Annotated in this window: 20 protein-coding genes; 5 read left to right on the plus strand and 15 right to left on the minus strand. The window is 71.5% G+C overall.

Features of this window, described 5'->3' with window-relative positions; translation table 11 throughout:
* Window positions 1–23: 23 nt before the first annotated feature.
* The 6 genes from J0I43_RS11525 to gabT form a co-directional block, all read right to left on the minus strand.
* Complete coding sequence (locus J0I43_RS11525; protein ID WP_292863697.1) at window positions 24–1,391, minus strand: NAD-dependent succinate-semialdehyde dehydrogenase; 1,368 nt, start codon at window positions 1,389–1,391, stop codon at window positions 24–26.
* 72 nt (window positions 1,392–1,463) lie between these two features.
* A complete protein-coding gene (locus J0I43_RS11530; RefSeq protein ID WP_292863700.1) occupies window positions 1,464–2,921 on the minus strand; it encodes an NAD-dependent succinate-semialdehyde dehydrogenase in 1,458 nt (485 codons plus the stop codon).
* Window positions 2,918–4,474, minus strand: a complete 1,557-nt coding sequence (locus J0I43_RS11535; protein ID WP_292863703.1) for an APC family permease — start codon at window positions 4,472–4,474, stop codon at window positions 2,918–2,920. Before J0I43_RS11535 ends, J0I43_RS11530 begins: the two co-directional genes overlap by 4 nt.
* The gene (locus J0I43_RS11540) at window positions 4,471–5,373 is read right to left on the minus strand and encodes a universal stress protein (RefSeq protein WP_292863706.1); all 903 of its coding nucleotides are present in this window, start codon (window positions 5,371–5,373) and stop codon (window positions 4,471–4,473) included. Before J0I43_RS11540 ends, J0I43_RS11535 begins: the two co-directional genes overlap by 4 nt.
* Complete coding sequence (locus J0I43_RS11545; protein ID WP_292863708.1) at window positions 5,370–6,770, minus strand: NAD(P)/FAD-dependent oxidoreductase; 1,401 nt, start codon at window positions 6,768–6,770, stop codon at window positions 5,370–5,372. The genes J0I43_RS11540 and J0I43_RS11545 overlap by 4 nt, the downstream gene beginning before the upstream one ends.
* Window positions 6,771–6,897: 127 nt before the next feature.
* On the minus strand, window positions 6,898–8,247 hold the full coding sequence (gene gabT, locus J0I43_RS11550) for a 4-aminobutyrate--2-oxoglutarate transaminase (protein WP_292863711.1): 1,350 nt from the start codon (window positions 8,245–8,247) through the stop codon (window positions 6,898–6,900).
* 111 nt (window positions 8,248–8,358) lie between these two features.
* Here gabT and J0I43_RS11555 point away from each other — a divergent pair, with 111 nt between their 5' ends.
* The 4 genes from J0I43_RS11555 (at window position 8,359) to J0I43_RS11570 (ending at window position 13,214) form a co-directional block, all read left to right on the plus strand.
* Entirely contained in the window at window positions 8,359–9,951 is a 1,593-nt protein-coding gene (locus J0I43_RS11555; protein WP_292863714.1) for a PucR family transcriptional regulator, read from the plus strand.
* 50 nt (window positions 9,952–10,001) lie between these two features.
* Window positions 10,002–10,961, plus strand: a complete 960-nt coding sequence (locus J0I43_RS11560; RefSeq protein WP_292863717.1) for an alpha/beta hydrolase — start codon at window positions 10,002–10,004, stop codon at window positions 10,959–10,961.
* Between the two features lie 47 nt (window positions 10,962–11,008).
* Window positions 11,009–12,043, plus strand: a complete 1,035-nt coding sequence (locus J0I43_RS11565) for a helix-turn-helix domain-containing protein (RefSeq protein ID WP_292863721.1) — start codon at window positions 11,009–11,011, stop codon at window positions 12,041–12,043.
* Between the two features lie 115 nt (window positions 12,044–12,158).
* Window positions 12,159–13,214: an alpha/beta fold hydrolase gene (locus tag J0I43_RS11570; RefSeq protein ID WP_292863724.1), complete on the plus strand. Its 1,056-nt coding sequence runs from the start codon at window positions 12,159–12,161 to the stop codon at window positions 13,212–13,214.
* 47 nt (window positions 13,215–13,261) lie between these two features.
* Here the strand turns inward: J0I43_RS11570 and J0I43_RS11575 are convergent, their stop codons facing one another.
* From J0I43_RS11575 to J0I43_RS11610, 8 genes are all read right to left on the minus strand, one after another.
* Window positions 13,262–14,095, minus strand: a complete 834-nt coding sequence (locus J0I43_RS11575) for a lytic murein transglycosylase (RefSeq protein WP_292863727.1) — start codon at window positions 14,093–14,095, stop codon at window positions 13,262–13,264.
* Entirely contained in the window at window positions 14,092–14,958 is an 867-nt protein-coding gene (locus J0I43_RS11580; protein WP_292863730.1) for an anchored repeat-type ABC transporter permease subunit, read from the minus strand. Before J0I43_RS11580 ends, J0I43_RS11575 begins: the two co-directional genes overlap by 4 nt.
* On the minus strand, window positions 14,955–15,707 hold the full coding sequence (locus tag J0I43_RS11585) for an anchored repeat-type ABC transporter ATP-binding subunit (protein ID WP_292863733.1): 753 nt from the start codon (window positions 15,705–15,707) through the stop codon (window positions 14,955–14,957). Before J0I43_RS11585 ends, J0I43_RS11580 begins: the two co-directional genes overlap by 4 nt.
* Complete coding sequence (locus J0I43_RS11590) at window positions 15,704–16,717, minus strand: choice-of-anchor M domain-containing protein (RefSeq protein ID WP_292863736.1); 1,014 nt, start codon at window positions 16,715–16,717, stop codon at window positions 15,704–15,706. Before J0I43_RS11590 ends, J0I43_RS11585 begins: the two co-directional genes overlap by 4 nt.
* Window positions 16,714–18,333, minus strand: coding sequence for an anchored repeat ABC transporter, substrate-binding protein (locus tag J0I43_RS11595; protein ID WP_292863738.1), 1,620 nt, complete (start codon window positions 18,331–18,333; stop codon window positions 16,714–16,716). Before J0I43_RS11595 ends, J0I43_RS11590 begins: the two co-directional genes overlap by 4 nt.
* A complete protein-coding gene (locus J0I43_RS11600) occupies window positions 18,330–23,177 on the minus strand; it encodes a TIGR03773 family transporter-associated surface protein (RefSeq protein WP_292863741.1) in 4,848 nt (1,615 codons plus the stop codon). Before J0I43_RS11600 ends, J0I43_RS11595 begins: the two co-directional genes overlap by 4 nt.
* 72 nt (window positions 23,178–23,249) lie before the next feature.
* Entirely contained in the window at window positions 23,250–23,855 is a 606-nt protein-coding gene (locus J0I43_RS11605; RefSeq protein ID WP_292863744.1) for a hypothetical protein, read from the minus strand.
* Between the two features lie 381 nt (window positions 23,856–24,236).
* Complete coding sequence (locus J0I43_RS11610) at window positions 24,237–24,881, minus strand: MerR family transcriptional regulator (protein WP_292863747.1); 645 nt, start codon at window positions 24,879–24,881, stop codon at window positions 24,237–24,239.
* A 101-nt stretch (window positions 24,882–24,982) separates the two neighbouring features.
* Here J0I43_RS11610 and J0I43_RS11615 point away from each other — a divergent pair, with 101 nt between their 5' ends.
* Window positions 24,983–25,474, plus strand: a complete 492-nt coding sequence (locus J0I43_RS11615) for a DUF4188 domain-containing protein (RefSeq protein ID WP_292863750.1) — start codon at window positions 24,983–24,985, stop codon at window positions 25,472–25,474.
* A 31-nt stretch (window positions 25,475–25,505) separates the two neighbouring features.
* On the opposite strand, the gene J0I43_RS11620 is transcribed toward J0I43_RS11615, so the two are convergent.
* Window positions 25,506–26,984, minus strand: coding sequence for a helix-turn-helix transcriptional regulator (locus J0I43_RS11620; RefSeq protein WP_292863753.1), 1,479 nt, complete (start codon window positions 26,982–26,984; stop codon window positions 25,506–25,508).
* Window positions 26,985–26,998: the final 14 nt, after the last annotated feature.

The raw sequence follows: 26,998 nt of genomic DNA on the forward strand, positions 1-26,998 counted from the left end.
GGAAATCATGTGTGACGGCGGGCTCAGCCGGCGATGCGGATGAGCTTCTTGTTGACGAACTCGTCGGCGGCGAGCAGGCCCATCTCGCGCCCCGTACCGGAGCGCTTGACGCCACCGAAGGGGAGCTCCGGCGAGTCGGCGAGGACGATGTTGACGTACACCATTCCGGCGTCGATCTTGTCGGCGATGCGCTCGGCCTGGGCGGGGTCGGTCGTGAAGACGTACGAGCCGAGCCCGAACGACGTGCCGTTCGCGACCTCGACGGCCTCGTCCTCGCCCGCGACCTTGAACACCATGCCGACCGGCCCGAAGAACTCCTCGCGGTAGGCGTCCATGTCCTCCGTCACGCCCGTGATCACGGTGCCGGGGTAGTAGGCGCCGTCGCGGACCCCGCCGGTCACGACGGTCGCTCCCTGGGCGACCGCCCGGTCGACCTGCTCGGCGAGGCGCTCCGCCGCGGCGAGCGAGGAGAGCGGGCCGAGGACGGTGTCCTCCGCGAACGGGTCGCCGACCTTGGCATCCGCCATGGCGGCCGTGAACTTCTCGACGAACGGCTCGTACAGATCCTCTGCGACGATGAAGCGCTTCGCGGCGTTGCACGACTGGCCGTTGTTGTCCAGACGCGCCTCGACCGCCATCTGCACCGCTCCGTCGAGGTCGTCGGTCGAGAGCAGGATGAACGGGTCCGATCCGCCGAGCTCGAGGGCGACCTTCTTGAGGTTGCGCCCCGCGATCTCCGCGACCGCGGCGCCCGCCCGCTCGGAGCCCGTGACCGACACGCCCTGCACGCGGCGGTCGGCGATGACGGTCGCGGACTGCTCGTTCGTCAGACGCACGTCGACGTAGGCGCCTTCGGGGAACCCGGCGTCGGTGTACATCTGCGCGATCGCGGCCGCCGACTCGGGGCACTGCGGCGCGTGCTTGAGCAGGATCGTGTTCCCGATCGCCAGGTTGGGCGCGGCGAACCGGGCGACCTGGTAGTACGGGAAGTTCCACGGCATGATGCCGAGCAGCACGCCGAGCGGCGCCCGACGGATGACCGCCGACCCCTCGGCGAGGAGGTCGATCGGCGTGTCCGCCGTGATCTTGTCGATGTTGTCGGCGTAGTACTCGGTGATGTCGGCGGCGAAGTCGACCTCGCCCTCGGCGGCCGCGAGCGGCTTGCCCATCTCCCGCACGATGATCGCGGCGAGCTCGTCGCGGCGCTCGCGGTGGAGCTCGGCGACGCGACGCAGGAGCGCGGCGCGCTCGGCCGGGCTCGACGTGCGCCCCCACGTGCGGAACGCATGGTCGGCGGCCGCGATCGCCGATTCCACCTCGGCGTCCGTCGCGGTCGGATACGTGGCGAGGGTCTCCCCCGTGGCGGGGTTCGTGACGGCGTAGTCGCTCATGGTGTCCTCTTCTCGGTGTCGATCTCGGTGTCGGTCTTCTCGTGCGGTTCTCGTGCGCTCGGTCGCCCGAGGTCAGGATGCCGGGATCAGCGTGTACTTCGTGGACAGATACTCGTGGATGCCCTCGAGCCCGCCCTCGCGGCCCATCCCGGACTGCTTGACGCCGCCGAACGGGGCGGCCGCGTTCGAGACGACGCCGACGTTCAGCCCCATCATGCCCGTCTCCAGGCTGTCGATCATGCGGTGACCGCGCGCGAGGTCCTGCGTGAAGACGTACGAGACGAGGCCGTACTCGGTGTCGTTGGCGAGGCGCACGGCCTCGTCCTCCGTGTCGAAGGTCGCGATCGCGAGCACCGGACCGAAGATCTCCTCGCGCAGGATGTCGCTGCCGGCGGCGACCTCGGTGATGACCGTCGGCTCGAAGAACGTGCCGGGGCCGTCGATCGCCGAGCCGCCGGCGCGGACGGTCGCGCCGCGGTCCACGGCATCCTTGACGAGCGCTGCCGTGCCCTCCACGGCCTTGCGGTCGATGAGCGGTCCGATCTGCACGCCCTCCTCGGTGCCGCGGCCGATCTTCATCGCCCTGACCCGCTCGCTCACGCGATCGGCGAACTCCTCCGCGACGGCGGAGTGCACGATGAAGCGGTTCGCCGCCGTGCACGCCTGCCCGATATTGCGGAACTTCGCCGCCATGGCGCCGTCGACCGCCTTGTCGAGGTCGGCGTCGTCGAAGACGACGAAGGGAGCGTTGCCGCCGAGCTCCATCGACACGCGCAGCACGCCCTCGGCGGCCTGGGCGATGAGCTTCTTGCCGACGGGGGTCGACCCCGTGAAGGAGAGCTTACGCAGACGCGGGTCGGCGATGATCGGCCCCGAGACGGCGCTCGAACTCGTGGTGGTCACGACGTTGACGACGCCGGCGGGAAGTCCCGCCTCCACGAGCAGCTGGACGAAGGCGAGGGTCGTGAGCGGCGTCAGCTCCGGCGGCTTGACCACGACGGTGCAGCCGGCGGCGAGCGCCGGAGCGATCTTGCGCGTCGCCATGGCGAGCGGGAAGTTCCACGGCGTGATGAAGAAGCACGGGCCGACGGGCCGCTGGCTGACGACCATGCGGCCGGTGCCCTCGGGGTTCATGCCGTAGCGGCCGGAGATGCGCACCGCCTCCTCGCTGAACCAGCGCAGGAACTCGCCCCCGTAGGTGACCTCGCCGCGCGCCTCGGCGAGGGGCTTGCCCATCTCGAGGGTCATGAGCAGGGCGAACTCGTCGGCGCGCTCCTGCAGCAGGTCGAACGCACGACGGAGGATGTCGCTGCGCGTGCGCGCGGGCGTCGCCGCCCAGGCATCCTGCGCGGCGACCGCGGCGTCGAGGGCACGGATGCCGTCCTCCGCGCTCGCATCGGCGATCTCGACGAGGGTGTTTCCCGTGGCCGGGTCCTGGACGGGGAAGGTGCCGTGGGAGCCGTCCACCCACTCCCCACCGATGAACAGTCCACGGGGGAGCTTCTCCAGCAGAGCGGTTTCGCTGATCAACGTGCGGCCTCCTTCAGGCGACGGGTGCTGGCGGGGGCGTCCGTGCCGAGCGTCTCGCCTCGGAAGAAGGCGGGGCGCTTGACGAACTGCCAGATCATGATGACGATGCCGACCACGATGATCAGCATGCCGAGGACGAAGACGATCCCCACTCCCCCGACGGCGGCACCGGAGCCGTACGCCGGATCCATCGAGTCGATGAGGGTCGTGAAGAAGAGGATCGCGAGGATGATGCCGCCCACGAGCGGGAACAGGAACGTGAAGAACACGTTCCGCACCGAGTCGAACCACTGCTTGCGGAAGTACCAGACGCACGCGAACGCGGTGAGTCCGTAGTAGAAGCAGATCATCATGCCGAGGGTGAGGATCGTGTCCCACAGCGTGTTCTCGCTGACGACGCGCATCACGGCGTAGAAGGCGGAGGCCACGATCGCGGAGACGATCGTCGCGTAGCCCGGGGTGAAGAACCGCGGGCTGACCTTCGCGAAGGCCGGCGGCAGCGCGCCGTAGTGCCCCATCGACAGCAGCGTGCGGGCGGGGCCGACGAACGTCGACTGCAGGGACGATGCGGAGCTCGTCAGGACGGCGAGCGACACGAGGAACGCGAGCGGTCCGAGGATCGGGCCGGAGAGGTGGAAGAACACGTTCTCCTGGATGCCTTCGTTGCCGAGACCGAGCTCGCCCGTGCCGACACCGGCGAACATGATCATCGCGACCGCGAGGAGCAGGTACAGCGACACGATCGTGACGACCGTCAGGGTCGCTGCGCGCCCCGGAGTCTTCTCGGGGTCCTTCGTCTCCTCGTTCATCGTGAGAGTGACGTCCCACCCCCAGAAGATGAAGATCGACAGGGACAGCCCCGCCGCGAATGCGGAGAACGAGCTCACCGCGAACGGATTGAACCAGGAGATGTCGAACGGCTGGAAGTCGAAGCCGTTTCCAGACACGGCCTCGACGATCGCGGCGACCGCGAAGAAGACGAGCACCAGGACCTGGAAGCTCACGAGCACGTACTGCAGCTTCTGCGTCGTCTGCATGTCACGGTAGGAGATCCATGTCGCAGCGAGCATGAACAGCAGGCACACCGCGATGTTGATGACGGTGTTGGATGCGAGGTCGGCGATCTCCGCGTTGCCCGTGATCTGCGAGATGAGCAGGAACAGGAAGTCGACGGCGACGCCCGCGAGGTTCGAGAGCACGAGGATCGTCGCGACGACGAGGCCCCACCCCGCCATCCATCCGATCCACGGGCCGAAGGCGCGCGACGCCCACGTGAAGGACGTGCCCGCGTCGGGCATGCGGTTGTTGAGCTCGCGGTAGCCGAACGCCACGAGCAGCATCGGAATGAACCCGACGAGCACGATCGCGGGGATCTGCGCGCCGACGACGGATGCCGTCGGGCCGACCGCCGCCGTGAACGTGTAGGCGGGGGCGATGCAGGAGATGCCGATGACGACGGCGCCGATGAGGCCGATCGTGCCGGCGGAGAGACCCTTGCTGGACAGGCCCCGGTCCGATCGGTCGTCGAGGGGAACGGTTTCGGGAGGGGTCACTTCTTCGTCTCCTCGGCGGGCGGGGCGGTGAGAATGGTGGTGCGGGGCACGACGATCACCGGCACCGTGATCTCCTTGAGCATCTTCGCCGCGGTGGATCCGAGGAACAGGCGCCGCGGCTGCGCGAGACGGCTCGAGCCCACGAGGACGACCTCGCCGCCCTGCCATTCGAGGTGCGCGACGGCGTCTTCGATGCTGTCGCCGGCGGCGACCACGACATCCACGTCGAGCCCCGCGGGCAGCTTCGCCTGCGCGGCGGCGAGCACCTCGTCGGCCGCGGTCGAGGTGGAGATGCGGATGGCGGCCGTGTCGGCGGTGGCCGGAAGGTCCACCGGCAGCAGCGACAGGAGGCGCACGGGCACACCGGCGGCCTCCGCGAGCCGGGCGGTGGCGCCGATCAGGGCGTCGGCGCCTGGACGCGTGCCGATCGCGACAGTGAGACGCGTGATGCCCGTCTCGGCCGCGACCTTGCGCGCGTCGCGCGGGACGAGCACCACCGGGACGTCGGAAGAATGGAGCAGCTCGGTCGTCGTCGTGCCGAGGCGGTGCCTGCCGCGCGAAGCGCCGTCGGCCGCGCCCACGACGATGAACGCGGCATCCAATCCGTCGGCGATCTCGACGAGGCCCTCGGCGAAGGACTCGGCCGCGCGCACGTGCGCGTGCGCGACGACATCGGCGGGGATGCGGTCGATCGCCGCAGCGATCCACTGCTGCGCCTGGTCGCGGAGGTGCCGGTCGTACCCCGCGTCGGGCGGGGTGATGACACTGCGGTCGGCGCGGGGCAGGATGATCGCGACGTCGAGGACGGCCCCGATCGCCGCCGCCAGACGGGCGGCGAACGCGACGGCATCCCGCCCGGTCTTGGTGGCGGTGTAGCCGACGACGATATGAGCGCTCACGCGCGCGCCTGGAGGATCTGGGATGCCACGAGGCGCCCCATCCGGATGGCGCCGTCAACGTGCTGGTACCCGGCGCCGGCGAGGTCGCTGCACGCGAGGTGGATGGGGCCGATCGCCTCGCGCAGGCGCGCGCCGTAGCGCGAGAGGCCGCCGAGGTCGAAGCTCGCGGCATAGGCGCCGCGGGTCCACTCCTCGCTCCCCCAGTCGCTCTCGAAGTAGACGACGGGGTTCAGCGCCTCGGGACCGTAGTAGTGCGACAGCGACTCGAGGATGCGCTGCTTGCGCTCTTCGGCGGAGAGCTCGAACACGCCGTCGGCGTTGAGGTCGCTGACGAAGCCGACGAGAGTGCCGCGCTCGTCGCCGTGGTTGGTGTTGTCGTACGCCTCGTGCGAGAGCTCGTACGGGCTGAATGCCGTGCCCGACAGGCCCTGCTCACGCCAGAACGGACGGTCGTAGACGGCGTGCACCTTGATGACGAAGCCCATCGAGATGTGCTGGTGCATCTGGTGCTGCAGGCGCGGGAGCGCCGGCACGAAGGAGATGCGGTCGTACAGCACCGGCGCGAGGGCGAGGATCGCGTGGCGCGCCCGCACCGTGAGCCCCGTGCTGCCGTCGGTCGTCGCCGTCCCGGTGACGCCCGTCGTGGGCGAGGTGGTGACGGTGACCCCGGCATCCGACCATTCGATCGTGCGCACGGCCTGGCTCAGGAAGACGTCGTCGCCCAGGCGCTCGGCGAGGAGGATCGGCACCTGCTGGAGGCCTCCCACGACGCGCTTGTCGAGGATGAAGTCGGCGTCGACGAGGTGCGAGTAGCTGCCGGCGGATGCCGCCATGAGGAGCGATTCGAGCAGCGAGATCGCGTGGGTCGGCTTCGTGAGCATCGCGGAGCCGGTCGCGAAGGCGAGGTTCCGCACCGCCTCGTCGTCGTCGGTCTGGCGGCGGAGCCACTCCTCCCACGAGATCGCGTCCCACTCGGCGGCCTTCGGGTGCGCCCAGGGACGGTCGGGGTCGATCTCTGCGACCATCGCGTCGAGAAGCTCGGTGACCCGGGCGATCGCCTCCTCGGTCTCGGGGGCGACGGGGAACATCTCCCCCGTGAAGCGGTGCGCGGCCCCGTCCGGACCGACGTACACGCTGTCGCCGTCGCGGTAGCGGCTGAAGGTGTCGAGGCCGAGCTCGTCGACCGTCTCGATGAGCGCGTCCTGGTCGGGCGAGATCCACTGCCCGCCGATCTCGAGCATCGCGCCGTCGATGACGTCGGTCCACAGCCGTCCGCCGACGCGGTCACGCGCTTCGAGCACCGCGACCGACAGACCGGCCTTCTTGAGCTGGTTCGCGGCGGTGAGGCCCGCGGCCCCCGCGCCGACGATGACGACGTCTCGTGTGATCTCGGTCATTGCTTCTCCTCTGAAGGCGGGGCGGGCATCGTGTCCCAAAAGTGGCTGATTCTCGGTGGAGAAATCAACCGAAAGTGGGACGAGGTCGGTCGTAAGTGGGACGAGGGGGATGCCGGAGCGGCAGCGGTCAGTGGGATTTCAGGGCGGCCGCGACGACGTCGAGACCCTCGTGCAGGAGGTGGTCGGGCATCGACAGCGGCGGCAGGAAGCGGATGACGTTGCCGTAGGTGCCGCACGTGAGGACGATGACGCCCTCCGCGATCGCGGCCTTCGCGACCGCGGCCGTGAGGGCCGCGTCGGGTGCCCCCGTCGCAGGGTCGACGAACTCGGCGGCGACCATCGCCCCGTGCCCGCGGATGTCGCCGATACGCGGATCCTCGGACTGCAGCGCGTCGAGTCGGGAACGGAGGATCGCTCCGAGCTCCTCGGCACGCTGGATGAGACCGTCGTTCTCGAACGCATCGATGGATGCCACGGCCGCCGCGCACGCGACGGGGTTGCCGCCGTACGTGCCGCCGAGGCCGCCGCCGTGCGTGGCATCCATGATCTCGGCGCGTCCGGTGACCGCCGCCAAGGGCATGCCCCCCGCAATGCCCTTGGCGGTGGTGATCAGATCGGGGACGATGCCGAACAGCTCGCTCGCGAACATCGCACCCGTGCGGGCGAAGCCGGTCTGCACCTCGTCGGCGATGAAGACGACGTCGTTGGCGCGACACCAGTCCACGATCGCCGAGAGGAATCCGTCGGCGGGGACGATGAAGCCGCCCTCGCCCTGGATGGGCTCGATGATGACCGCGGCGAGGTTGTCGGCGCCGATCTGCTTCTCGATCGTGGAGATCGCCTTGGCCGCCGCCTCCGGCCCGGAGAGCCGGTCGCGGAACGGGTACGAGGCGGGCACGCGGTACACCTCGGAGGCGAACGGGCCGAATCCGCTCTTGTAGGGCATCGACTTCGCGGTGAGGGCCATCGTGAGGTTGGTGCGGCCGTGGTAAGCGTGGTCGAACGCGACGACGGCCTGGCGACCGGTGAACTTGCGTGCGATCTTGACGGCGTTCTCGACCGCTTCGGCGCCCGAGTTGAACAGGGCCGACTTCTTCTCGTGATCGCCCGGCGTCAGGCGGTTGAGCCGCTCGGCGACGGCGACGTACGACTCGTACGGCGAGATCATGAAACACGTGTGCGTGAACTGCGCCACGGCATCCTGAACCGCCTGCACCACGGCGGGGTGGGCGTTGCCGACGCTCGTGACAGCGATGCCCGATCCGAGGTCGATGAGGGAGTTGCCGTCGGCATCGACGACGACACCGCCGCCAGCGGCGACCGCCTCGATCGGCACGGTGTGCGAGACGCCGGCCGAGACGGCGGCGGCCTTGCGTGCGAGGAGCTCCTGCGAACGCGGGCCGGGGATCGCGGTGACGAGGGAACGCTGCTGCGGGAGGGTGGGTCCGCCGAGGAGGGTGGTCGACATCGAGCTCATGGTCGGGAGCGTATGCGCGCTCGCGGACGTCGCACATCCGCCGCGGTGTACATTCTGAACACCACGAAGTACACCGCGTCTATATCAGCGCGGAACAGATCGGACACCCGGATGCCTGCCACCGACCCCCAGCCGACGCTCCGGGCGCTCCTCGCCCGCCCCGACCTGGGTCTGCGCCTCGCGTCGGACGAGGACGCACTGGCCCCCGACGCCCTCGACACGCCCCTGCGCTGGGTGCACTCATCCGACCTCGCCGACCCGACGCCGTTCCTCGCCGACGACCTGCTGCTCCTCACGACGGGCACGCAGTTCAAGACCGTCTCCGGGTCCGGCGACCCCGCCGCCCCCGCCGACGCGTACGTCGCGCGGCTGCGCGCGCGCGGCGTCCGCGGCCTCGGCTTCGGTACCGAGGTGGTGCGCGACGGCATCCCGCCCGCGCTCGTCGCGGCGTGCCACGACGAGCGGATGCCGCTGTTCGAGGTGCCGTACCGCACCCCCTTCATCGCGCTCGCGCGCGCCAACGCCGAGGCGATCGCCGCGCAGGCCTACGCCCGACGGACGTGGGCCCTGTCGGCGCAGCGCGCGATCTCGCTCGCGGCGCTGCGCCCCGACGGGCTCGGCGCCACCGTCGCCGAGCTCGCCAAGCAGCTGGATGCCTGGGTGGGCCTGTATGACGCCGCGGGCGTGCTCACCGCGAGCAGCGGCGTCCGGGGTGGAGCCGGCACGGATGACGGGGCCGACGGGGACGCCTCGGCCAGCGGCGGCGAGCTCGCCGCCGCGATCGATGCGGAGGCGGGGGCGGTCCTGCGACGCGGCGCCCGCGCCGCGTCGCAGTTCGAGGTGTCGGGAACCCGCGTGACGCTGCAGACCCTCGGCCGCGGCGGGCACCTGCGCGGACTCATCGCGATCGCGGGCGCCGAACTGGACCTCGAGGGCCGCAGCGTCGTGACGGCCGTCATCGCCATGGCGGGGCTCGCCCTGGAGCAGAACGTGGGGCTCGGGCGGGCACGCGCGGCGCTCCGCGGCGCGCTCGTGCAGGCGCTGCTCGCCGGCGATGCACAGCTCGCGCGACGCGTGTCGCGCGAGCTGTGGGGCCCGCTCCCCGCCGCTCCGATCGTCGTGGCCGCCGCGCCTCTCGCGCCGGGCCGGGCGGATGCCGCGACCGACTGGCTCGAGCTCCGCGCCGCCGAGCGGCGCGGAGCCCTCTTCCACGGCCGGGGGCCGGACGGGCACGTCATCGTCGTTCCGGCCGCCGACGTCGACACGCTGCACACGTTCGCGCGGTTGTTCGACACCGCCGTGGGGTCGGGCGACCCCGTGGACTACCCGGGGTTCGCGCGGGCGTACGAGCAGGCGACGGTGGCGGCGCGGCGCGCCGCCACCGGCGAGGTCGCCGCGTTCGCACGGGCGACCGAGGGCGGCGTCTTCGCCGCCCTCGGGACGCCGGAGGGCCGAGCGCTGGCGCAGGCGCGGCTGCAGCCTCTCCGCGCGCACGACGAGGCGCACGGCACGGTGCTCACCGAAACCGTACGGACGTGGCTCGCCCACGATGCCCGCATCGACGAGGCGGCGCAGGCCCTCGGCATCCATCGCCACACCGTCCGCGCACGCGTCGCGCAGGCGCAGCAGGTGCTGGGCGTCGATCTCGCGTCGTTCCCCGCCCGTGCGGAGCTGTGGGCGGCGCTCGTCGCGCTGGCCGACTGAGGTCCGGGAGCGCCGGCCGGGACTCGCCGCTGATGCGCTTAGATGACGACATGGATCCGAACCGCGCCGTGTTCGACCCCGAGTTGAAAGCGGCCCTCGCCGTGGTCGGCGGGCTCTTCCCGCCGACGGTGACCCCGGAGCTGATCCCGTTCATGCGGCGCTCCTACGCCTCCCCTGCGCGCAGCGACATCCTCGCGGCGCACCGCATCCGCATCGAGGACCTGCACTACCCGGGGCATGAGGGCGCTTCGATCGCCGCGTCGGTGATCTCTCCCGAGGATTCGGCGCAGCCTCTCCCGGCGCTGCTGATCTTCCACTCCGGCGGCATGATGTTCGGCGATCGCTTCAGCGGCCTCGACGAACCGCTGCAGTGGGTCGAGCGGTATGGGATGCGGCTCATCAGCGTGGAGTACCGGTTGGCGCCGGAGCACCCTGATCCGGTGCCGTTCGAGGACTGCTACGCCGCCCTGGAGTGGGTGGGAGCGAACGCACGGACGCTCGGAATCCGCACCGACCGGCTCGCGGTGGTGGGGGCGAGCGCCGGCGGCGGGCTCGCGGCCGGCGTCGCCCTGGCCGCGCGCGACCGCGGTGGGCCGCACCTGTGCGGGCAGCTGCTGGACTATCCGATGCTCGATGACCGGGGTCTCACCGCTTCCACGTACGCGTTCGACGGGGTCGGCGTGTGGGACAGGGTCAGCAATGAGACGGGGTGGGCGGCGCTGCTCGGTGGGCGCGTCGGTGGCGAGGAGGTCAGCGCGTATGCGGCGCCTGCCCGCGCCGAAGACCTGTCCGGACTGCCGCCGACGTTTCTCAGCGTGGGCGGCGCGGAGATCTTCCGCGACGAGACGGTGGCGTACGCGCAGGCGCTCTGGGAGGCGGGGGTGGAGACCGAACTGCACGTGTGGCCCGGTGCCTTCCACGCGTGTGACATCTTCGCCCCGCACGCCTCGATCTCTCGCGCCATGATCCACGCTCGGCGCGACTGGGTCGAGCGGACACTGGCGCGGTAGGCTCCCGCGCGTCATGCTGGACGAGCCGTACGCGAAGGAGGGCACGGGTGCAGGAGCTGCTGGGGCGCTTACGGGCCCTTGATCCCACGGCCAGTCAGAGCCTGCGCGTCATCGCGTGCTTCGACGAGCTCATGACCGGCGGCGTGGGCAGCCGCGGGCTGCTCAGCGCTGCGGCCGCCCTCGCCGGGCGACCGGTGTCGCTCCGCCGCGACGGACGCCTCACCCGCATCGACACCCGCGGGCACGAGCTGACGGACCCGGGGCCCGGTGGCGCGACCGTCACCGTCGGCGCCGATACCGCCGTCTGGATCGATGATGACGGCACGGGGGTGCACGCCAACGATGCGCTGATCCTCGAGCGACTCGCCCTCGCCCTGCGCATACGCGACGACGACGCGGCTCCCACGCGCCGCGACCTCGCCGTGATCTTCGACGCCGAGGCACCGCTCGCCGACCGCCTCGACGCCGCATCCCGTCGAGGGCTCTCCCCCACCCGCCGATACCGGGCCGTGGCCGCGCCCCTGTTCGCGACGTGGCGGGTGCACCCGACCGGGCCCGAGGACGTGCAGACGACCGCCCACGGCCCCGTGCACGCCGCGATCATCGAGGCGGATGCACCGGTGGATGCCACCCCGCTCGGCATCGGAACGGCCGCCGCCCCGGAAGACCTGTGGTTGTCGCTGCGCACGGCGGTGATCGCCTTGCGTCTGCACGGCCCGCACGGTCTTGACGGAGGCGACGGCCCGTCCCACGCCGACGATCTGGGAGGGCTGGCCGAAGTGCTGGCCTCCCTTCCCTCCCGAACCCGGGCGGACAGCGACGGCGATGCGCTGGATGCCGTGATGCGTCACCCCTGGGGAGCGTCGACTGTCGACGCCCTCGTACGCACCTCGTCGGTTCGCGAGGCGGCGCGCGCGGCCGGCATCCATCACTCCACGATGTCGACGCGCGTAGACACGGTCATCGCCGAGCTCGGCTTCGACCCGCTCGACGGTCTCGGACGCACCCGGCTGGGCCTGGCCTTCCTCATCTGGCGGCTGCGGACCTCGCGCGTCCTGGAGCTGCCCGCACCCTCCTCCTGAGCACCCGCCAAACGTCTGATCCGGACGAGGCATCTGCGTCGTTTCGTCGGTGGCCGGCGCCCTCCCCTCCCGGGATGCTGGTGAGCACTATCCCGACCACGATGAGGTGGAACCGATGATCGACAACCCGTATTACTCCCCCGCCGTCCACCAGGACTACACCCTGGTCTCGATCGGCGCCCTCGACCTCGAAGAGGGAGGGACGCTCCCCGACGTGCAGCTGGCCGTCCGCACCTGGGGAACCCTGAACGAGGCGAAGGACAACGCGATCTTGATCCCGACCTGGTACTCCGGAACGCACCAGATCTGGGCCGATGCCTACGTGGGCGAGGGCCACGCCCTCGACCCGGCGAAGTACTTCATCGTCTGCGTCAACCAGATCGGAGGCGGCCTGTCGACGTCTCCGCACAATGCCGAGGATGCCGTGTCGATGTCGAAGTTCCCGAAGGTGCGCATCGGTGACGACGTCGTCGCGCAGGAACGACTGCTGCGCGAGCACTTCGGGATCGAACGTCTGGCGCTGGTGGTGGGCGGCTCGATGGGAGCGCAGCAGACCTACGAATGGGCGGTCCGCTTCCCCGAGAAGGTCCGCCGCGCCGCCCCGATCGCCGGCACCGCGAAGAACACCCCGCACGACTTCCTGTTCACCGAGACGCTCAACGAGCAGATCTGGTCGGACCCGGGCTGGAACGGCGGTGAGTACGCCTCGAACTCCGAGGTGGCGGACGGCCTGACCCGCCACGCCCACCTCTGGGCCACGATGGGCTTCTCCACGGAGTTCTGGAAGCAGGAGAAGTGGAGCGCACTGGGGTTCGCGTCGAAGGAGGAGTTCCTCACGAACTTCCTCGAGCCCTACTTCACGGCGATGGACCCCAACGACCTGCTCGCCATGGCGTGGAAGTGGCAGCGCGGCGACGTCTCCCGGCACACGGGCGGCGACCTGGCCGCGGCTCTGGGCCGGATCACCGCGAAGACCTTCGTGATGCCCATCTCGGAGGACATGTTCTTCCCCGTGCGCGACTGCGCCGCCGAGCAGGCCCTCGTTCCGGGGAGCGAGCTGCGAGTCATCGACGACGTCCATGGGCATCTCGGGCTCTTCGCCGTCGACCCCGGATTCATCCCTCAGGTGGACGCGCTGCTCGGGGAGCTGCTCGCGTCCCCGGCCGACTGAGCTCCGGACGGGGACGCGGCTCGCGCACGGTGACCCGTGCCGGGCCGTCAGCCGGCGAGCGCCGCGTAGGCGTCGGCGGCCTCCGCGACGCGGTGGTTGTAGTCGACGGACGGATTGTAGGCATCGACGGCGCGGATCCATGAGGACGGATCGGTGAGGTCGCCGCCGGCACGACAGAGATAGTCCGCCGCCGTCAGCGCCGCGTCGTCGATCGAGTCCACATCCGCTCTCCCGTCGCCGTCGCCGTCACGCCCGTCGCGCGTCCACGTGTCGGGGATGAACTGCATCGGGCCGAGGGCTCGGTCCCAGATGGGATCACCGTCGAGCACGCCGCCGTCGGTGTCGGCGACGGCGAGCGAGGAGGTGCCGTCGAGCGGGATGCCGATGATCCGTGGTCGTGCGACGCCGTCGGCCCCGATCGCACCGCCGAAGATCGTCCCGTGCGCCGACTCCACCTCGCCGATCGCCGCCAGTGTGTTCCAGCCGAGCCCACACCCGGGGTGCACGCGCTGAATCCGCAAGGCGGCGCCGGCGTAGGCGGCGAGAGCGCGCGGTGGGATGCCGGTGCGCGCCGCGGTCCGCCTCACCCACGCCGGGTCGGCGAGCGCGGAGACCGCCTGCGCGCCAGGCGCTCGTGAGACCACCGGCAACGGCGTCGGGGACGACTCAGTGGAAGCGTCCGTGCCGGCGGGCACTCCCGTCGCCGAATCGGGTGGGTGCTCGCCGGGCCACGACGCCCACAGCGCACCGGCGAAGGTCGCGAGCGCCGCGATGACCAGGACGCCGCTGAGGGCCGCCGCTCGCCGACGCGGCCGACGTGCGGCGACGGCCCCGCCGAGACTCGGATCCGGGACGAGCAGACGGGTGAACTCGTCGTTCATGCGGCACGTGCCCGTCGCCGTCCGACGCGCCCCCAGAGCCCCTGACGGGGGCCGAGCAGCACGGCGACGAGGAACATCCCCAGCAGCACGAGCACGATCGTGCCGCCGACCGGCAGGTCCCACGACCACGACACGTACAGCCCCCCGACGGCGGCGACCGCGCCGATGACCGGCCCGAGCGCCATCATGACCGCGAGGCGGTCGGTGAGCATCCTCGCGGTCGCGGCGGGTGCGATCAGCAGAGCCAGGACGAGCACGTTGCCGATCGTCTGCACGCTGATGACGACCGCAAGGGTGACGAGCACGTACAGCGCGAGGTCGATCCAGAACACCGGAACGCCCAGCGCCCGAGCGGACTCGCGGTCGAGGCTCGTCGCGACGAAATCCTTGTGCAGTGCGAACATCGCGACGAGGACGATGAGCGCCGTGATCGCCACGACCCAGATGTCCTCGTCGCGGATGCCGGTGATGGAGCCGAAGAGGAACTGCTGCAAGGATCCCGCGTAGCCGGGGGCCTGCGAGATGACGACGATCCCCAGCGCGAAGGCTCCCACGAAGAAGATGCCGATGACCGAGTCCTCCTTCAGTCGCCGGTTCTGGGAGAACACGGCGACCAGCACGGCCGTGACGACGCCGGCGATCGTCCCGCCGAGGACGAGGTCGCCGGAGAGGACGAAGGCGATCGCGAGGCCCGGGAAGACGGCGTGCGCCACGGCATCCCCGATGAAGGCCATGCCCCGCAGGACCACGAAGGTGCCCACGACGCCGCAGACCAGGGCGGAGACGACCGCCACGAGCAGCGCTTTCGGCAGGAACGCCAGCTGCGGGTTGACCAGGTCGGCGAGGAAGTCGAGCGGGTTCATCGCACCGCCTCGAGAATCCGGAGGAACGCGCTGTCGGTGCCGACCCCGAAGGTCCGCGCCCAGATCTCCGTCTCGCCGGCGACGACGCGGGGCTCTCCGTCGGCCACGATCGTTCCGGCCAGGAGGGCGATGCGCCCGCACGTCGCCATCGCGCCGACGATGTCGTGGGTCGTCATCAGCACGGCGCGACCGGATGCCGCGAGCTCCGCGAACAGCTCGGTGAGCAGCTCCTGCGTCGGCAGGTCGAGGCCCGTGAACGGCTCGTCCAGCAACAGCACCTCGGGGCGGAGGGCGAGGGCCCGGGCGACCAGCACGCGCTGACGCTGCCCGCCGGAGAGCTGCCCGATCGGGCGCTCGGCCAGAGGGGCGAGCCGCACGAGGCGGAGGGCTTCGCCGACCGCTTCCCAGTGCTGCCGCCCCGGCCGGCGCACCGGCCCGATGCGGCGCACCAGTCCGGTCATGATCGCGTCGGCGACCGTGATCGGGAAGTCCCACGCGACGTCGTGACGCTGGGGCACGTAGCCCACGGGCGAGCGCCCGGGGCGCACCCGCCTGCCGGCCACGTGCACCGATCCGTGCTGCGGCCTCAGCAGGCCCAGCGCCGTGCGCAACAGCGTCGTCTTGCCGGCGCCGTTGGGGCCGATGAGTCCCACGAGCTCGCCCGCCGACACCGTCAGGGACACTCCGTCCAAGACACGCCGGCCGGCCAGCTCGACGACGACGTCCGTCAGCTGCAGCGCCGCCGTCATGATGCCTCCTTCGTCTCGGCGCCGGGGCGACGGTCAGGTGCAACAGCGGCCGTGGCATCCGCCCGCAGCGCTTCACGGCGCGCACGTCGGCCGCGGACGATCACGACGACCGCCCCTGCGACGATGGCGACCGCGACCGCGCCGATCGCGCCCGCGAGGATCGGGACGAGCGGATCGTCGTCGGATGCCGGGGCGGCAGCCGCGGGCGGGCCCTGCTCGGAGCCGGTCCAGGTCGCCCCCAGCGCGGCATCCACCGGCGTCTGCGAACCGACGGCGAAGCGGATGCGGCGGGTGTCGGAGACCGTGGCGCCGCCCTGCAGCGTCGCCTCGGCGGTCAGCTCGACGAGGTAGACGCCGGGTGCGGTGAAGACCCAGTTCGCGTGGGTGTGGGTGTTGACGTCCACCCAGACCGATTGCGGTTCGGGGGTCCGCGAGTCCCACAGCACCTGGGGTGCCCCGAACGAGCCGGACTGCAGGTACACCGACATCGCCCCCGGCCCCTCGACGGCATCGAGGGTCAGGGTGATGCCGCGGTCGATACGGGCCATGACCTCGGGGTCCTGCGTGTTCCAGCCGACCCAGACGACGTCGGGGTTCTGCGTCTGCGGCACGACCCACACCGTCGACCCCGGCTCGGCACCCAGGAAGGCGTACGCGGCGTCGTCCGGGGCCGTCAGCTGCGCGGCGTCGACGACCTGGAGCACCGTCTCGTCGGGGTAGCGCCACACGCTCGTCAGCGACGGATCGACCTTCGCGACGTCGTCGTGGATGAGGAACGTCCAGGAACCGTCCACGAAACGCGGCCCCATGTCGACGTGTCCGCTGCTGAGGGTGCGCGCGCCGCGCACGACGGCCTCGTCGGCCGCGATCGTCTGATCGAGGTTCGGATCATCGCCTTCGGCGGCGGCATGGGCGGCAGGGCCGGCGCTCAGCAGGGCGCCCGCCACCAGCAGACCGGCCAAGACCCGGCGGCGAAGGGCCGCACGGGTGGAGACGGGGGCGACTCTCATGGCTGGGGGTCCTCTCGGGGGGCGGTGCCGAGGCAGTCGGCGAGCGAACGCGCGTTGGCACGGATGAGATCGAGGTAGGTGCGGACGTGCGCGTCGAAGGTGTCGCCGTAGATCGGGCAGATCGCGACACCTTCGGCGCGAGCGACATCGGCGAGGGTCGTGGAGCGCGCGGCGAGATTCGGTTCCACGAACACCGCGGGAACGTGCAGCGAGCGGATGGTGTCGGCGAGGCGTCGGCGGTCGGCGAGCGAGGGCTCGGTCGCGGGGTTCGGCGTCACGAAGCCGGCGATGCGCAGGTCGTAGGCCTGCGCGAGGTAGCCGAACGCGTCGTGGGTCGTCACGAGCCAGCGCCGCTCGGGCGGGATCGCGGCGATCGTCTCTCGGACGACACGGTCGGTGTCGTCGAGTTCGGCGAGGTAGCGGTCGGTGTTGCGCGCGTACTCCGCGGCCCCGGCGGGATCGACCTCGACGAGCGTGTCGCGGATGAGCTGGACGTAGGCCATGACGTTGCGGACGTTCTGCCAGAGGTGCGGATCGATCTCGCCGTGGATGTGCCGGCCGAGCACCGCCTGGGCGAGCTGATACACCCGCTCCCCCGGGCGTCCGAGGAAGGCGAAGTCCGATCCTCCCGGGATCTCCTCCTGCGCCTTCGCCGGCACCTCGATGACGATGCGGGCGGGGTCGAGGTCCTGCTGGGTGTGCTCGCCGCCGCCGTCGGGGTCGTACCGGATGCGCATGCGACGCGTGTCGAGATCGGCGGTCACGTCGGCGTGGCCTTCATCGAGGACGACGGCGCCGTCGATCGACGCGCGCGAGGGATCGACGCCGACGGCGAAGGTGTACGTCGCGGCGGCGAGGTCGATCCCCGGCGATGACGGGGTCAGCCGCAGGCTCGCGCGGAGGTCGAGCGTGTAGACGCCCGGCTCGGTGAACGCCCAGGAGAGATGGCTGTGCGCGTCGACGGGCAGCTCGATCGTGTCCGGACGGGCGCCCCCGAAGCCGTCGGCCGAGTCGATCATGACGTCGGTGTCGCCGAACGTGCCGGTCAGGTACGCGAACGCCTTACCCGGGCCCGTCATCCCGGTCGCCTCGAGGACGACCTGCGAGGCGCGCGTCGCGCCCCACTGCCGGCCGTCGCCGTGGACGCGTGCGCCGAGCCAGACCGTGTCGAGCCCGGCATCCTCGACCAGCGGGATGAGCTCCGCCGCGTACTTCACCGACTCCTCGGCGAGCGAGACGTTCGGCGCTCCCGGACGGAGGTTGGCGTCGAGGGTCTTGATGATGCCGTGCTCCTCCAGCAGCGCATAGTTGCTGAACGCGGCATCCGCGTAGACGACGTTGCGCGCGTCGCGCAGGGTGGGCGCGTATTCGTGCGGATCGGCTCCGTCGCGCACGAGGGATGCCACGCGCACCCGCTCTCCCCCCACGTGGCCGACCAGGTCGGCGAGCAGGGGCGTCGTGGTCACGACCTGCACGCGATCGTCGGCGTCGCTGAGCGCGGGCGCGGCGGCGCAGCCGGTCACCGTGAGGGCGATGACGACGGCGGCCGCCGCGCATGCCGTGCCACGGCGCGACGGCGTGGCGCCCGTCCCACTCGGGCGGTCCGTCCCCGTCATGAGGCCGGGCGGCGCCGTCGCACCGAGACCACTCCGGCTCCGACGCCCGCGACCAGCAGCAGACCGCCGAGCACACCGAGGAGCACGGGCACGGGGCTCGCGGCGACCTCCTCACGCTCGAGCGGCGCGTCCGGTCCGGCGATGCGTGCCGTGCCGGCCGATCCGGACGAGCCGGCAGCAGCGGCCGCGGCCTCGGCGGCGGCCTGTTCCGCGGCGCGGCGGGCGGCATCCTCGTCGTCGGCGGTGAGGAGGGCAGCCGAGATCGCGCCGCAGCCGCTTCCGCCCGCGACGGCCTGCGCCGGGTCGATGTCTCCGACGGCGACGGTCACCGTCGCGGTGTCGCTCGATCGTTCGCCCGAGGGCAGGCTCACCGTCTGCGTCATCCGCAGCCGGTAGACGCCCTGCTCGCTGAACGCCCAGTTCGCATGCGCGTGAACCCCGAGCGGGATGCGGTACGACGACCCCGCGCCGTCCAGCACGACGCTCTGCACACCGCCGAAGACTCCCGAGGTGTACACGGTCACCCGGCCGGGGCCGGCGACGGCATCCAGGGTCCAGTCGACGGGGCCCGCGGCGTTCGCTCCGCTCAGGGCCTCGGTGTTCCAGCCCACCCAGATGAGGTTCGGATTCTGGGTCTGCGGCACCTGCCAGACGATCTGCCCCGCCGCGCCGACCGCGCCGTAGCCGGCGGGCAGCTGCTGGCGCGCGGACGGCTTCAGCCAGAGCACGACGTCGGCGGGATCGCGGTACACCTTCGCTCCCGACGAGTCGTCGCCGACGAGCGAGCGGAGGCCGCCCCCGACGATGCGGGAGGCATAGTCGATGTGCCCCGACGAGAGGATCGTCGCTCCCGCGACGCACTGGGCGGCAGCGACCTGGCGGACGGCCGGTGTCGTGTCGCCGACCGGCACCGGAACAGGCACGCCGATCGGCGGCGCCGTGACGACCGTGAGCGCGTCCCACCCGATCAGCGTTCCCTCGCGCGTCGAGACGACGAGGCGGTGTCCATGGGCCGCGGCGTCGGCCGGCAGCCGCACCTGCACCGCGCCGCTCGATCCGACACGCGCCCATCCGAGCCAGCGCGGCTCGGCGGCGGCGCCCGCGGCGCCCCACAACCACACCGAGACCCAGTCTCCGGCGCGCTCGCGCGCCACCTGCACGGTGACGAGCTCGCCCGCGAGGAATCCGGACCGCCCGTCGAGCACGCTCACGCCGCCCTCGGAGCCCGGGGTGAGGAGCTCCTCGGCGATCGGATGCCGATCGGGTTCGGTCGGCTCACCCGCGGCGGCGGTGAAACAGCTCGCGGGGTCGGCGGCGCGCACGTCGGCCCGCCCGACGGCGATCGCCAGGGTGAAGACGGAGCTCAGCGGGCGACCGCCGGCGTGCACCGCCGTGCGCTCGAAGCCGAGGCAGTACAGCCCCTCGGCGCTGAACGCCCAGGTGCCGTGCACGTGGACGTGCTCGGCGATGCGGACGGTGTCGGCCGCCGTGATGCCGTCACGGGTCGACATGAGGACCCGCGGAACCCCGAGATCGCTCTGGTACAGCGTGAACTCGCCCGGTCCGTCGACCCGCTGCAACGACCAGTCGATGCCGGCGGGGACCAGGCCGCGGTCGATGAGCTCGCTCGACCATCCCGGCCAGATCAGTCCGTCCTGCTGTGTCTCGGTGACCTGCCAGAGGGCTGCGCCCGGTGCCCCCAGGAACCCGAACGCCGGCGCCCCGGGCACGCTCGTCTGCGCCTCCGGCCGGAGCTGGATGACGGTGCGGGCCGGGTCGCGGTACACCGGCTCACCGTCGGTGTCGTCTTTCACGACGGTCGCGAGAGCCCCGGCATCCAGCCGCGAGGCGATGTCGACGTGACCGGCCGTGAGGATCGTCGCGCCGGATGCCGTGAGGCTGCGGTTCGGTACGTCCCAGACGGCGGGCTCGGGGTCGGGCGTGCCCGGGTCGACGGGCGTCGACCCCTCCCCGCCGGCGGCGCACGGGGTCACGGATGCCGCGTCGACGCCCGCCGCGAGGGTCAGCGTCTTCGTGATGTGGAAGGTCTGACCGGCGGCGGTCGTTCCCGACCACGTGAGGGGCACGCAGTAGACGCCGGCGGCGTCGACGGTGTGCGAGCTCGCGAATCCGTAGCGCGGATGCAGGATGGCTTCACGGCTCTCGCGCTGTGCGCGGGTGTCGAGCGCGGTGGCGAACTGGTCGGAGATACGCCCGGCATTCAGCCAATAGTTCCCGGGACCGCGGACGTCGCCGAGGTGCAGTGTGACGTCGCCGGTGAGGCCCGGGGCGTCGATCGCGGTGGCGATCCGGTCCGACATCGACCAGGTGTCCCCGCCCCGCGCGAGCGCCAGCACGGTCTTCTCGGGATCGCGGTAGTCGGCGCCCGAGCCGACGGGGCGGCGGAGTGCCGCGACGACGTCGACGGCACCGCCGCGCTCGACGAGCTCGAGCCCGCTGGTCGAGGCATTCCCGGCGACGGATGCCGCGCTGACGACCGTCTGCTCGGCCGACACGCTGCCCACCGGCTGCGCCGGGGGCGCCTCGACCGGTCGCGTGCGCTCGCAGGGCTGTACCTGGGAGAGGTCGACGTCGCCCACGACGACGGTCAGCAGGCCCTGCGCGGAGCGGTCGAGGCCGGTGGTCTCCTCGTGGATGCGGGTCTCGATCGCGAGGCAATATCGACCCGCCGCCGTGAACGCCCAGTTCTCGTGGATGTGCGTACGCCCGACCGGGAACCACGACGACGTGTCGGTGCGCGAGTTGAGGTAGTGCCTGGCTCCCGACCACACGACGACGTCACCCGGGCCCTCGAGCTTCGACACCCGCCAGGTCGCGTCGCGATCGGTGTACCCCACGGGCAGCTTGAGCATGCTCAGGCCCGGCCAGATCGTCTTGTTCTGGTAATTCGAGCCCTGTGTGAAGCCGTAGTAGGTCGTCCCGGGCACTCCGATGAAGCTGACGTCCTGTATAGCGTCGGGCTCGGGAACGCGGAAGGTCGCGAACTCGCCACGCCCCACCCACACGGCGTCGCGCAGCGGGGTCAGCTCGTCGCCCTCGCCGTCGCCCGTGGCGATCTGCAGCGAGCCGTCCGGCGTCAGACGCGGGGCCAGGTCGAGGTGGTTCTTCAGGAACCAGGTGACCGAGGGGTCGAGCTGCTCGCTCCCGCCCGGATCGGTGGGCTGGCCCGGCCCGTCGTCGTCCGACTGCTGCGTGCAGGGAGTGACGGCGGCGGGGTCGATCCCGACGGCGAACGTGAAGGTGGCATGCGCGCGCGTCGCCTCGGACGCGCCGGCCAGCGTGGTGCCGGCGCGCACGCCGACGCAGTAGACACCGGCGGCCGAGAAGGCGAATCCGGTCGCCGGGCTGCCGATGAACTCCTTCTCGTTCGTGTGGAACTCACCGTCCCGCGGGTACACGAACTGCGTCTCGGTGCGCCCGCCCGGGCGACTGTCCCAGAAGGCGGCGCCCGATCCGTCCCCGCCGAGGCTCCCGTAGGAGTCGGAGTACCGGTACGTGGCGACGTAGCCGTCACCCGTCGTCGAGGCGCCGGTCATCGTGAACTCGATCCCTTCGGAGGTCTCCGAGAGTTGACCCCAGTCCATGAAGGAGGCGTCGAGATCCAGCACGAGATCGTTCGGCAGCGTCGATCCCGCCCACGGCGTGTAGACGCCCGCGGAGCGCCACAGCGTCGCACCCGGCGCCGCGATCCGCTCCCAGTCGCGGAAGGTGGGACTCGACGGCGAGAGCCCGGTCGCGGGCCACTGCGTATCGCGGGCGGGGAGCGAGAAGACGACGTCGGCGGGATCGTGGGCGACGGCGCGACCGCGATCCGATGTGACGACGTCGAGACGGATGCCGTCCCGGTCCTCGCGCGTCGACAGCAGCGCGACCCCCGCGTCGATCACGGTAGACCCAGGCGCAGCCTGCTCGGGTTCCGGCGCGTACACCGGGAACTCCGCGGGTGGCGCGCAGGGCTCGATCGTCGCCGCATGCGCGTCGCCCACGGCGACCGTCAGCGTCAGATCGGCGTTCAGGAACGCGCCGTCTGAGCGCTGGAAATGCGTGGCCAGGGGAACGCAGACCCGACCCGGCTCGAGGAACGCGAGGCTCACCGGCAGCAGTCCGCCCTCGCCGCCGGTCGTCCGGAACCATGGTTGGCCGGCCTGACGCTGCGTCGTACCGCCGAACTCGACACCGCCGGGGAGCAGCGCGGCGACCGGGTCGCCCGGCGCGAGGCCCAGTCGCGTGTAGATCGGGCCGAGCCAGCCGAACGGGTCGAAGGCCGCGTCCTCGGGGACCGCCGAGGTGTCGACGACGAGCGACAGCGGGTTGGTCTCAGCCCCACCGCCGGCGGTCCGGTAGACATCGCCGTGCGACGGGTCGATGCGCTCCCACGTGTCGCCTCCGTCCGCGTCGCCGGGCCACGGCTCGGCGTGCGGTACGCGCAGCACCGTGGTCGCGGGGTCGAGGCGTGCACCGGACTCGTCGAGGAGGTAGTGGACGAGGCGGTCGTCCTCGATGGCGCTCACGATGCGCACCTCCCCCTCCGAGATGACAGTGCGTCCGTCTTCGGCGGCCCCCTCGGCGCGAGCCGCCGGCGGCGTCTCGAGGGTTGCCGCGGCATCCGCCTCGTGTACCGGGGGCACGGGCTGCTCCGGGGTGGTGGTCGGTTCCTCCGTCGGCGTCGGCGTCGCGGCGGGCGTTGCGCTCGGCACGGCTGCGGGGGTCGCGGTGGCAACGGGATCCACGGCGTCGGGCTCGGCCGCCTGCACGGGGGCCAGCGAAACCAGCACGAGGGCGGCGGCCAGCACGGACGCGGTGAGGGAGGGAAGCGTGCGCATGAGGACTTTAGAGATCGAGAGGGAGGTGCGGGTGGGGCCGGCGCGATCGCCCCGGCCCCACCCGCGACGGGATCAGAACGTGAACCGGTAGGTGGTCGACGCGGAGAAGCCGCCGCTGCCCGGGACGGAGACCGAGACGCCGATGTTCGCGGCGCTGGAGGTGCCCGAGCCCGAGAACGTCCAGGTCAGGTGCTCGTGCCACGTCGCACCCGCGGCAACCGACGGGGTGGTCCACGTCACCGTGCGGGCTGCGGCTGTCGCGGGGCTGTTGACGACGGTGAGCGTCCCGTTCGAGATGTTCAGGCCGACGTTCGCCGGGATGCGGAAGGTGAAGGTCGCCGCGCGTGCGCCGGACGCGGTGTTCTGGAAGCGGATGCCGCCGCCGGCGACCGGCGTGGTCGCCGTCTCCGACTCGTCGATGACCTTGCCGCTGCCGACGGCGAACCAGGCGTCCGGCGACGTGACCGTGTCCCAGGACTCGTTCTCGTGGTCGTAGCTCTGCAGGCGAGGCGACTGCGCCGCGGAGGCGGCGACGACGTCCCACTCGCCGGTCTGCGCGCCGGTGGAGGCAGAAGCAGGAAGAGCGGGGGCGAGGCCGATGGCGACGGCAGCCGCGAGGGCCAGCAGCGTGCGGGCGAAGAGGGGGCGCCGCGGGGGCGCGGAGGTGGTCGTGCTCATGGGGGTTCTCGTTTCACGGATCGATATGACAGTGGGGGATGTGACGCGACCGTTCCGGGTATGGGGCTCGCCCGTCGCCGGAACGGTCAGCGCATTCGATCGGAGTAGACGAGGGTGGCGCGCATCCAGCCCACGAGCCTTCGGCGCACGGGCATCCACGTGCGTCGAGGGGCGCCCACGCCGAACCGTGCCGCCGGAGGGCGGAGAGCCGTCGCCGGGCATCCACAGACCGGAACGCCATGAGACCTGAGGTGATCTCGGGAGTGTGCATGCGGCATGACATTGACAGTTCTAAATGATAATCGTTATCTCTAACTGAGAAACACCATCACAGCAGATTCGGCATCCCGCCGTCAACTCGCGCGTCGGCGGTACCGCCGGTCAGTCGGACGCGGGAGCCTGCCGGGCATCGAAACGGCGGCTCGACTCCACCTGCTGTGCGAGCCGCCGGAGGGTCACGAGCAGCGGCTCGGCGAGGACGACGCCGACGGCGACGTAGGCGATCGCGTCGGCCGTCGAGGTCGACGTGGAGGTGGACGGCACGTGGGCGACCTCGGCTTGGGCGATCGTCCGGGCGGCATCCAGATAGGTGCCGATGAGGGCGTCGGGGAAGGCGACGCCGCTCTCCTGCAGCTGCCTGTACGCGACGGCGACCGCGTCGATCGCGGCGGTGTCGACGGCCGCCAGATCCCACCCGTCGGCCTCGAGGAGCGCCCTGACGGCCGCCTGATCCTCCGCGGCGGCATCCGCCGGCGGGCTCACGGCGCGGTGCGCGATGCCGAGCAGGTCGTGCGTGCTCTCCGGCGGATCGTCGACGGCGGAGAGGATCTCCCGCGTCGCTGCGAGGCTCAACCCGGCGTGGGTGCCGAGCGCCCGGATGAGCCGGAGCCGCGCGACGTGCTCCTCGTCGTACTCCGCCTGCGTGGCGCCGGTGCGCTCGCCCGCCGGGAGGAGCCCTTCCCGCAGGTAGAACTTGATCGTCGGCACGGGAACGCCGGCCGCCCGCGACAGCTCCGACATGCGCATGCGCGTGGCCTCCCGTATCGATGACCGCTCACCGCGGCGGATTGACATGGATACTATCGCTATCCAATACTGGATACTGAAACTATCCAAGGGAGCGGATGATGGCGAAGGTGTTCCCCGGGCGCATGACGCACCGGCACGACGGCGACCTGGTCGTCTTTCTCATCGGGATGCGCATCAACAGGTTCTGGCGCCCCGACAAGTGGATTCCGGCCGCTCTCGCGATGGGTCCGATGCTCGCCGAGCTGCTGCGCGACCCCGACTCCGGCCTTCTCGGTTGGCGCATGGGCATCGGCCCCCGCGGCCCCCTCCTCGTGCAGTACTGGGAGAGTCACGAGAAGCTCTACGCGTACGCGGGTGACGCCGGGCGCGCGCATCGCCCCGCCTGGCTCGCCTACTATCGCCGGGCCCGCAACGCGCGCGGCGCGGTGGGCGTCTGGCACGAGACCTATGCCGTCGCCCACGCGGAGAGCATGTACGTCGCGATGCCCGCGTCGGGCCTCGCCGCCGCGACATCACACGTTCCGGTGGCGGCGAGCGCGACTCACGCCCGCGACCGGCTGGCGGACGGGCGGGTCGGCGCGCGCGACTGAGAGCGCGGCGGGGCATCACCCCCGCGCGGCGTCACGCACGCGGGGCGTGCGCGTCCAGGAACTCGTACAGGTCGGTCGTGTCGACCCCGGGGAAGGCGCCGGTCGGCAGCGTCGCGAGGAGGGTCCGCGGCGTGCGCACGTTCGGCCACGCCTGGTCGCGCCACTGCCCCTCGAGCTCGGCCGGGGGCCGGCGGCAGCACACCTCGACGGCGTGCCGCGAGACGCTGCGGTTCGCGGTCTCCCGCCCGACGAACCACTTCGTGTCGTCGAAACGCACGCCCACCGAGACCGAGTGGGCTCCCTCGCTCGACCCTTCGACACGCGCCGTGCACCAATACGTCCCGTTCCCGGTATCGGTGTACTGGTAGTACGGATTGAACTTGTCGGGGATGTCGAAGACGACGCGGCTCGTCCACCGCCGGCAGCACAGCTGCCCCTCGATCGCCCCGAGCCGGTCGGCGGGGAAGTTCACGTCGTCGTTCTCGTAGGCCTTCGTGATCGTGCCCGACTCGTGCACCTTGAGGAAGTGCACCCGGATGCCGAGGTGCCGCGTCGCAAGGTTCGTGAACCTGTGCGCGGCCGTCTCGTACGACACCGAATAGGCGTCACGCAGATCCTCGATCGAGATGGCGCGACGCGCCTTGGCATCCTGCAGCACCGGCGCCGCGTGGTCCTCCGGGATCAGGAGCGCCCCGGTCAGGTAGTTCGTCTCGACGCGCTGGCGCAGGAACTCGGCGTACGAGCGCGGCTCGCTGTGCCCCAGGATGCGACTCGCGAGCGCCTGCAGCACGGCGGTGCGGGAGTCGCCCTTCGCGGGCACCGTGCTCGACAGGTACAGCCGGCCGTTGCGGATGTCCGCGACGGAGCGCGTGGATGCCGGGAGGTCGGCCACGTAGTGCAGCGAGAACCCGAGATGGGCCGCGATGTCGGAGGCCGTCCGCTGCGTGACCGGGCCGCCGGGGTGGTCGACGGCGCGCAGGATGCCGCGGGCGTGCTCCTCGAGCTCGGCGAAGTAGTTGTCCTGCCGGCGCATGAGGTGACGGAGCTCGACGTTGGCGCGCCGCGCCTCTTCGGGGGTCGCCGACCGCTCGTCCCCGAGGCGCTCGATCTCACCGTGGAGCGCGAGCATCGCGCGCAGCGCGTCGTCGGGGAGCGTCTTGCCGATGCGGAAGGCGTCGATCCCGAGCGCCTGGAAGGTCGGCCCCTTCATGGCACGCTCGAGGGCGATCTCGAGCGTCGCACGCTCGTCGAGCGTCTCGGCCTCGAGCAGCTGGTCGACCGTCGCGCCGAGCGCCTTGGCGATCGCGCGCAGGAGGGTCAGCTTCGGCTCGCGCTTGCCCGTCTCGATCATCGACAGCTGGCTCGGGGCACGCTCCACGGCGGTCGCGAGCTCCTCGAGCGTCATGCCGCGTGCCGAACGCAGCTGCCGGATGCGCCGGCCGATCGTGAGCGCGTCGGCGCCGTCGGGCTCGTCGGCGATCTCGGTGGCGGCGGGGGCGTGCAACGTCATGAGCGGCATTCTGT

The sequence above is a fragment of the Microbacterium sp. genome, from assembly GCF_017305435.1.
Lineage (GTDB): Bacteria > Actinomycetota > Actinomycetes > Actinomycetales > Microbacteriaceae > Microbacterium.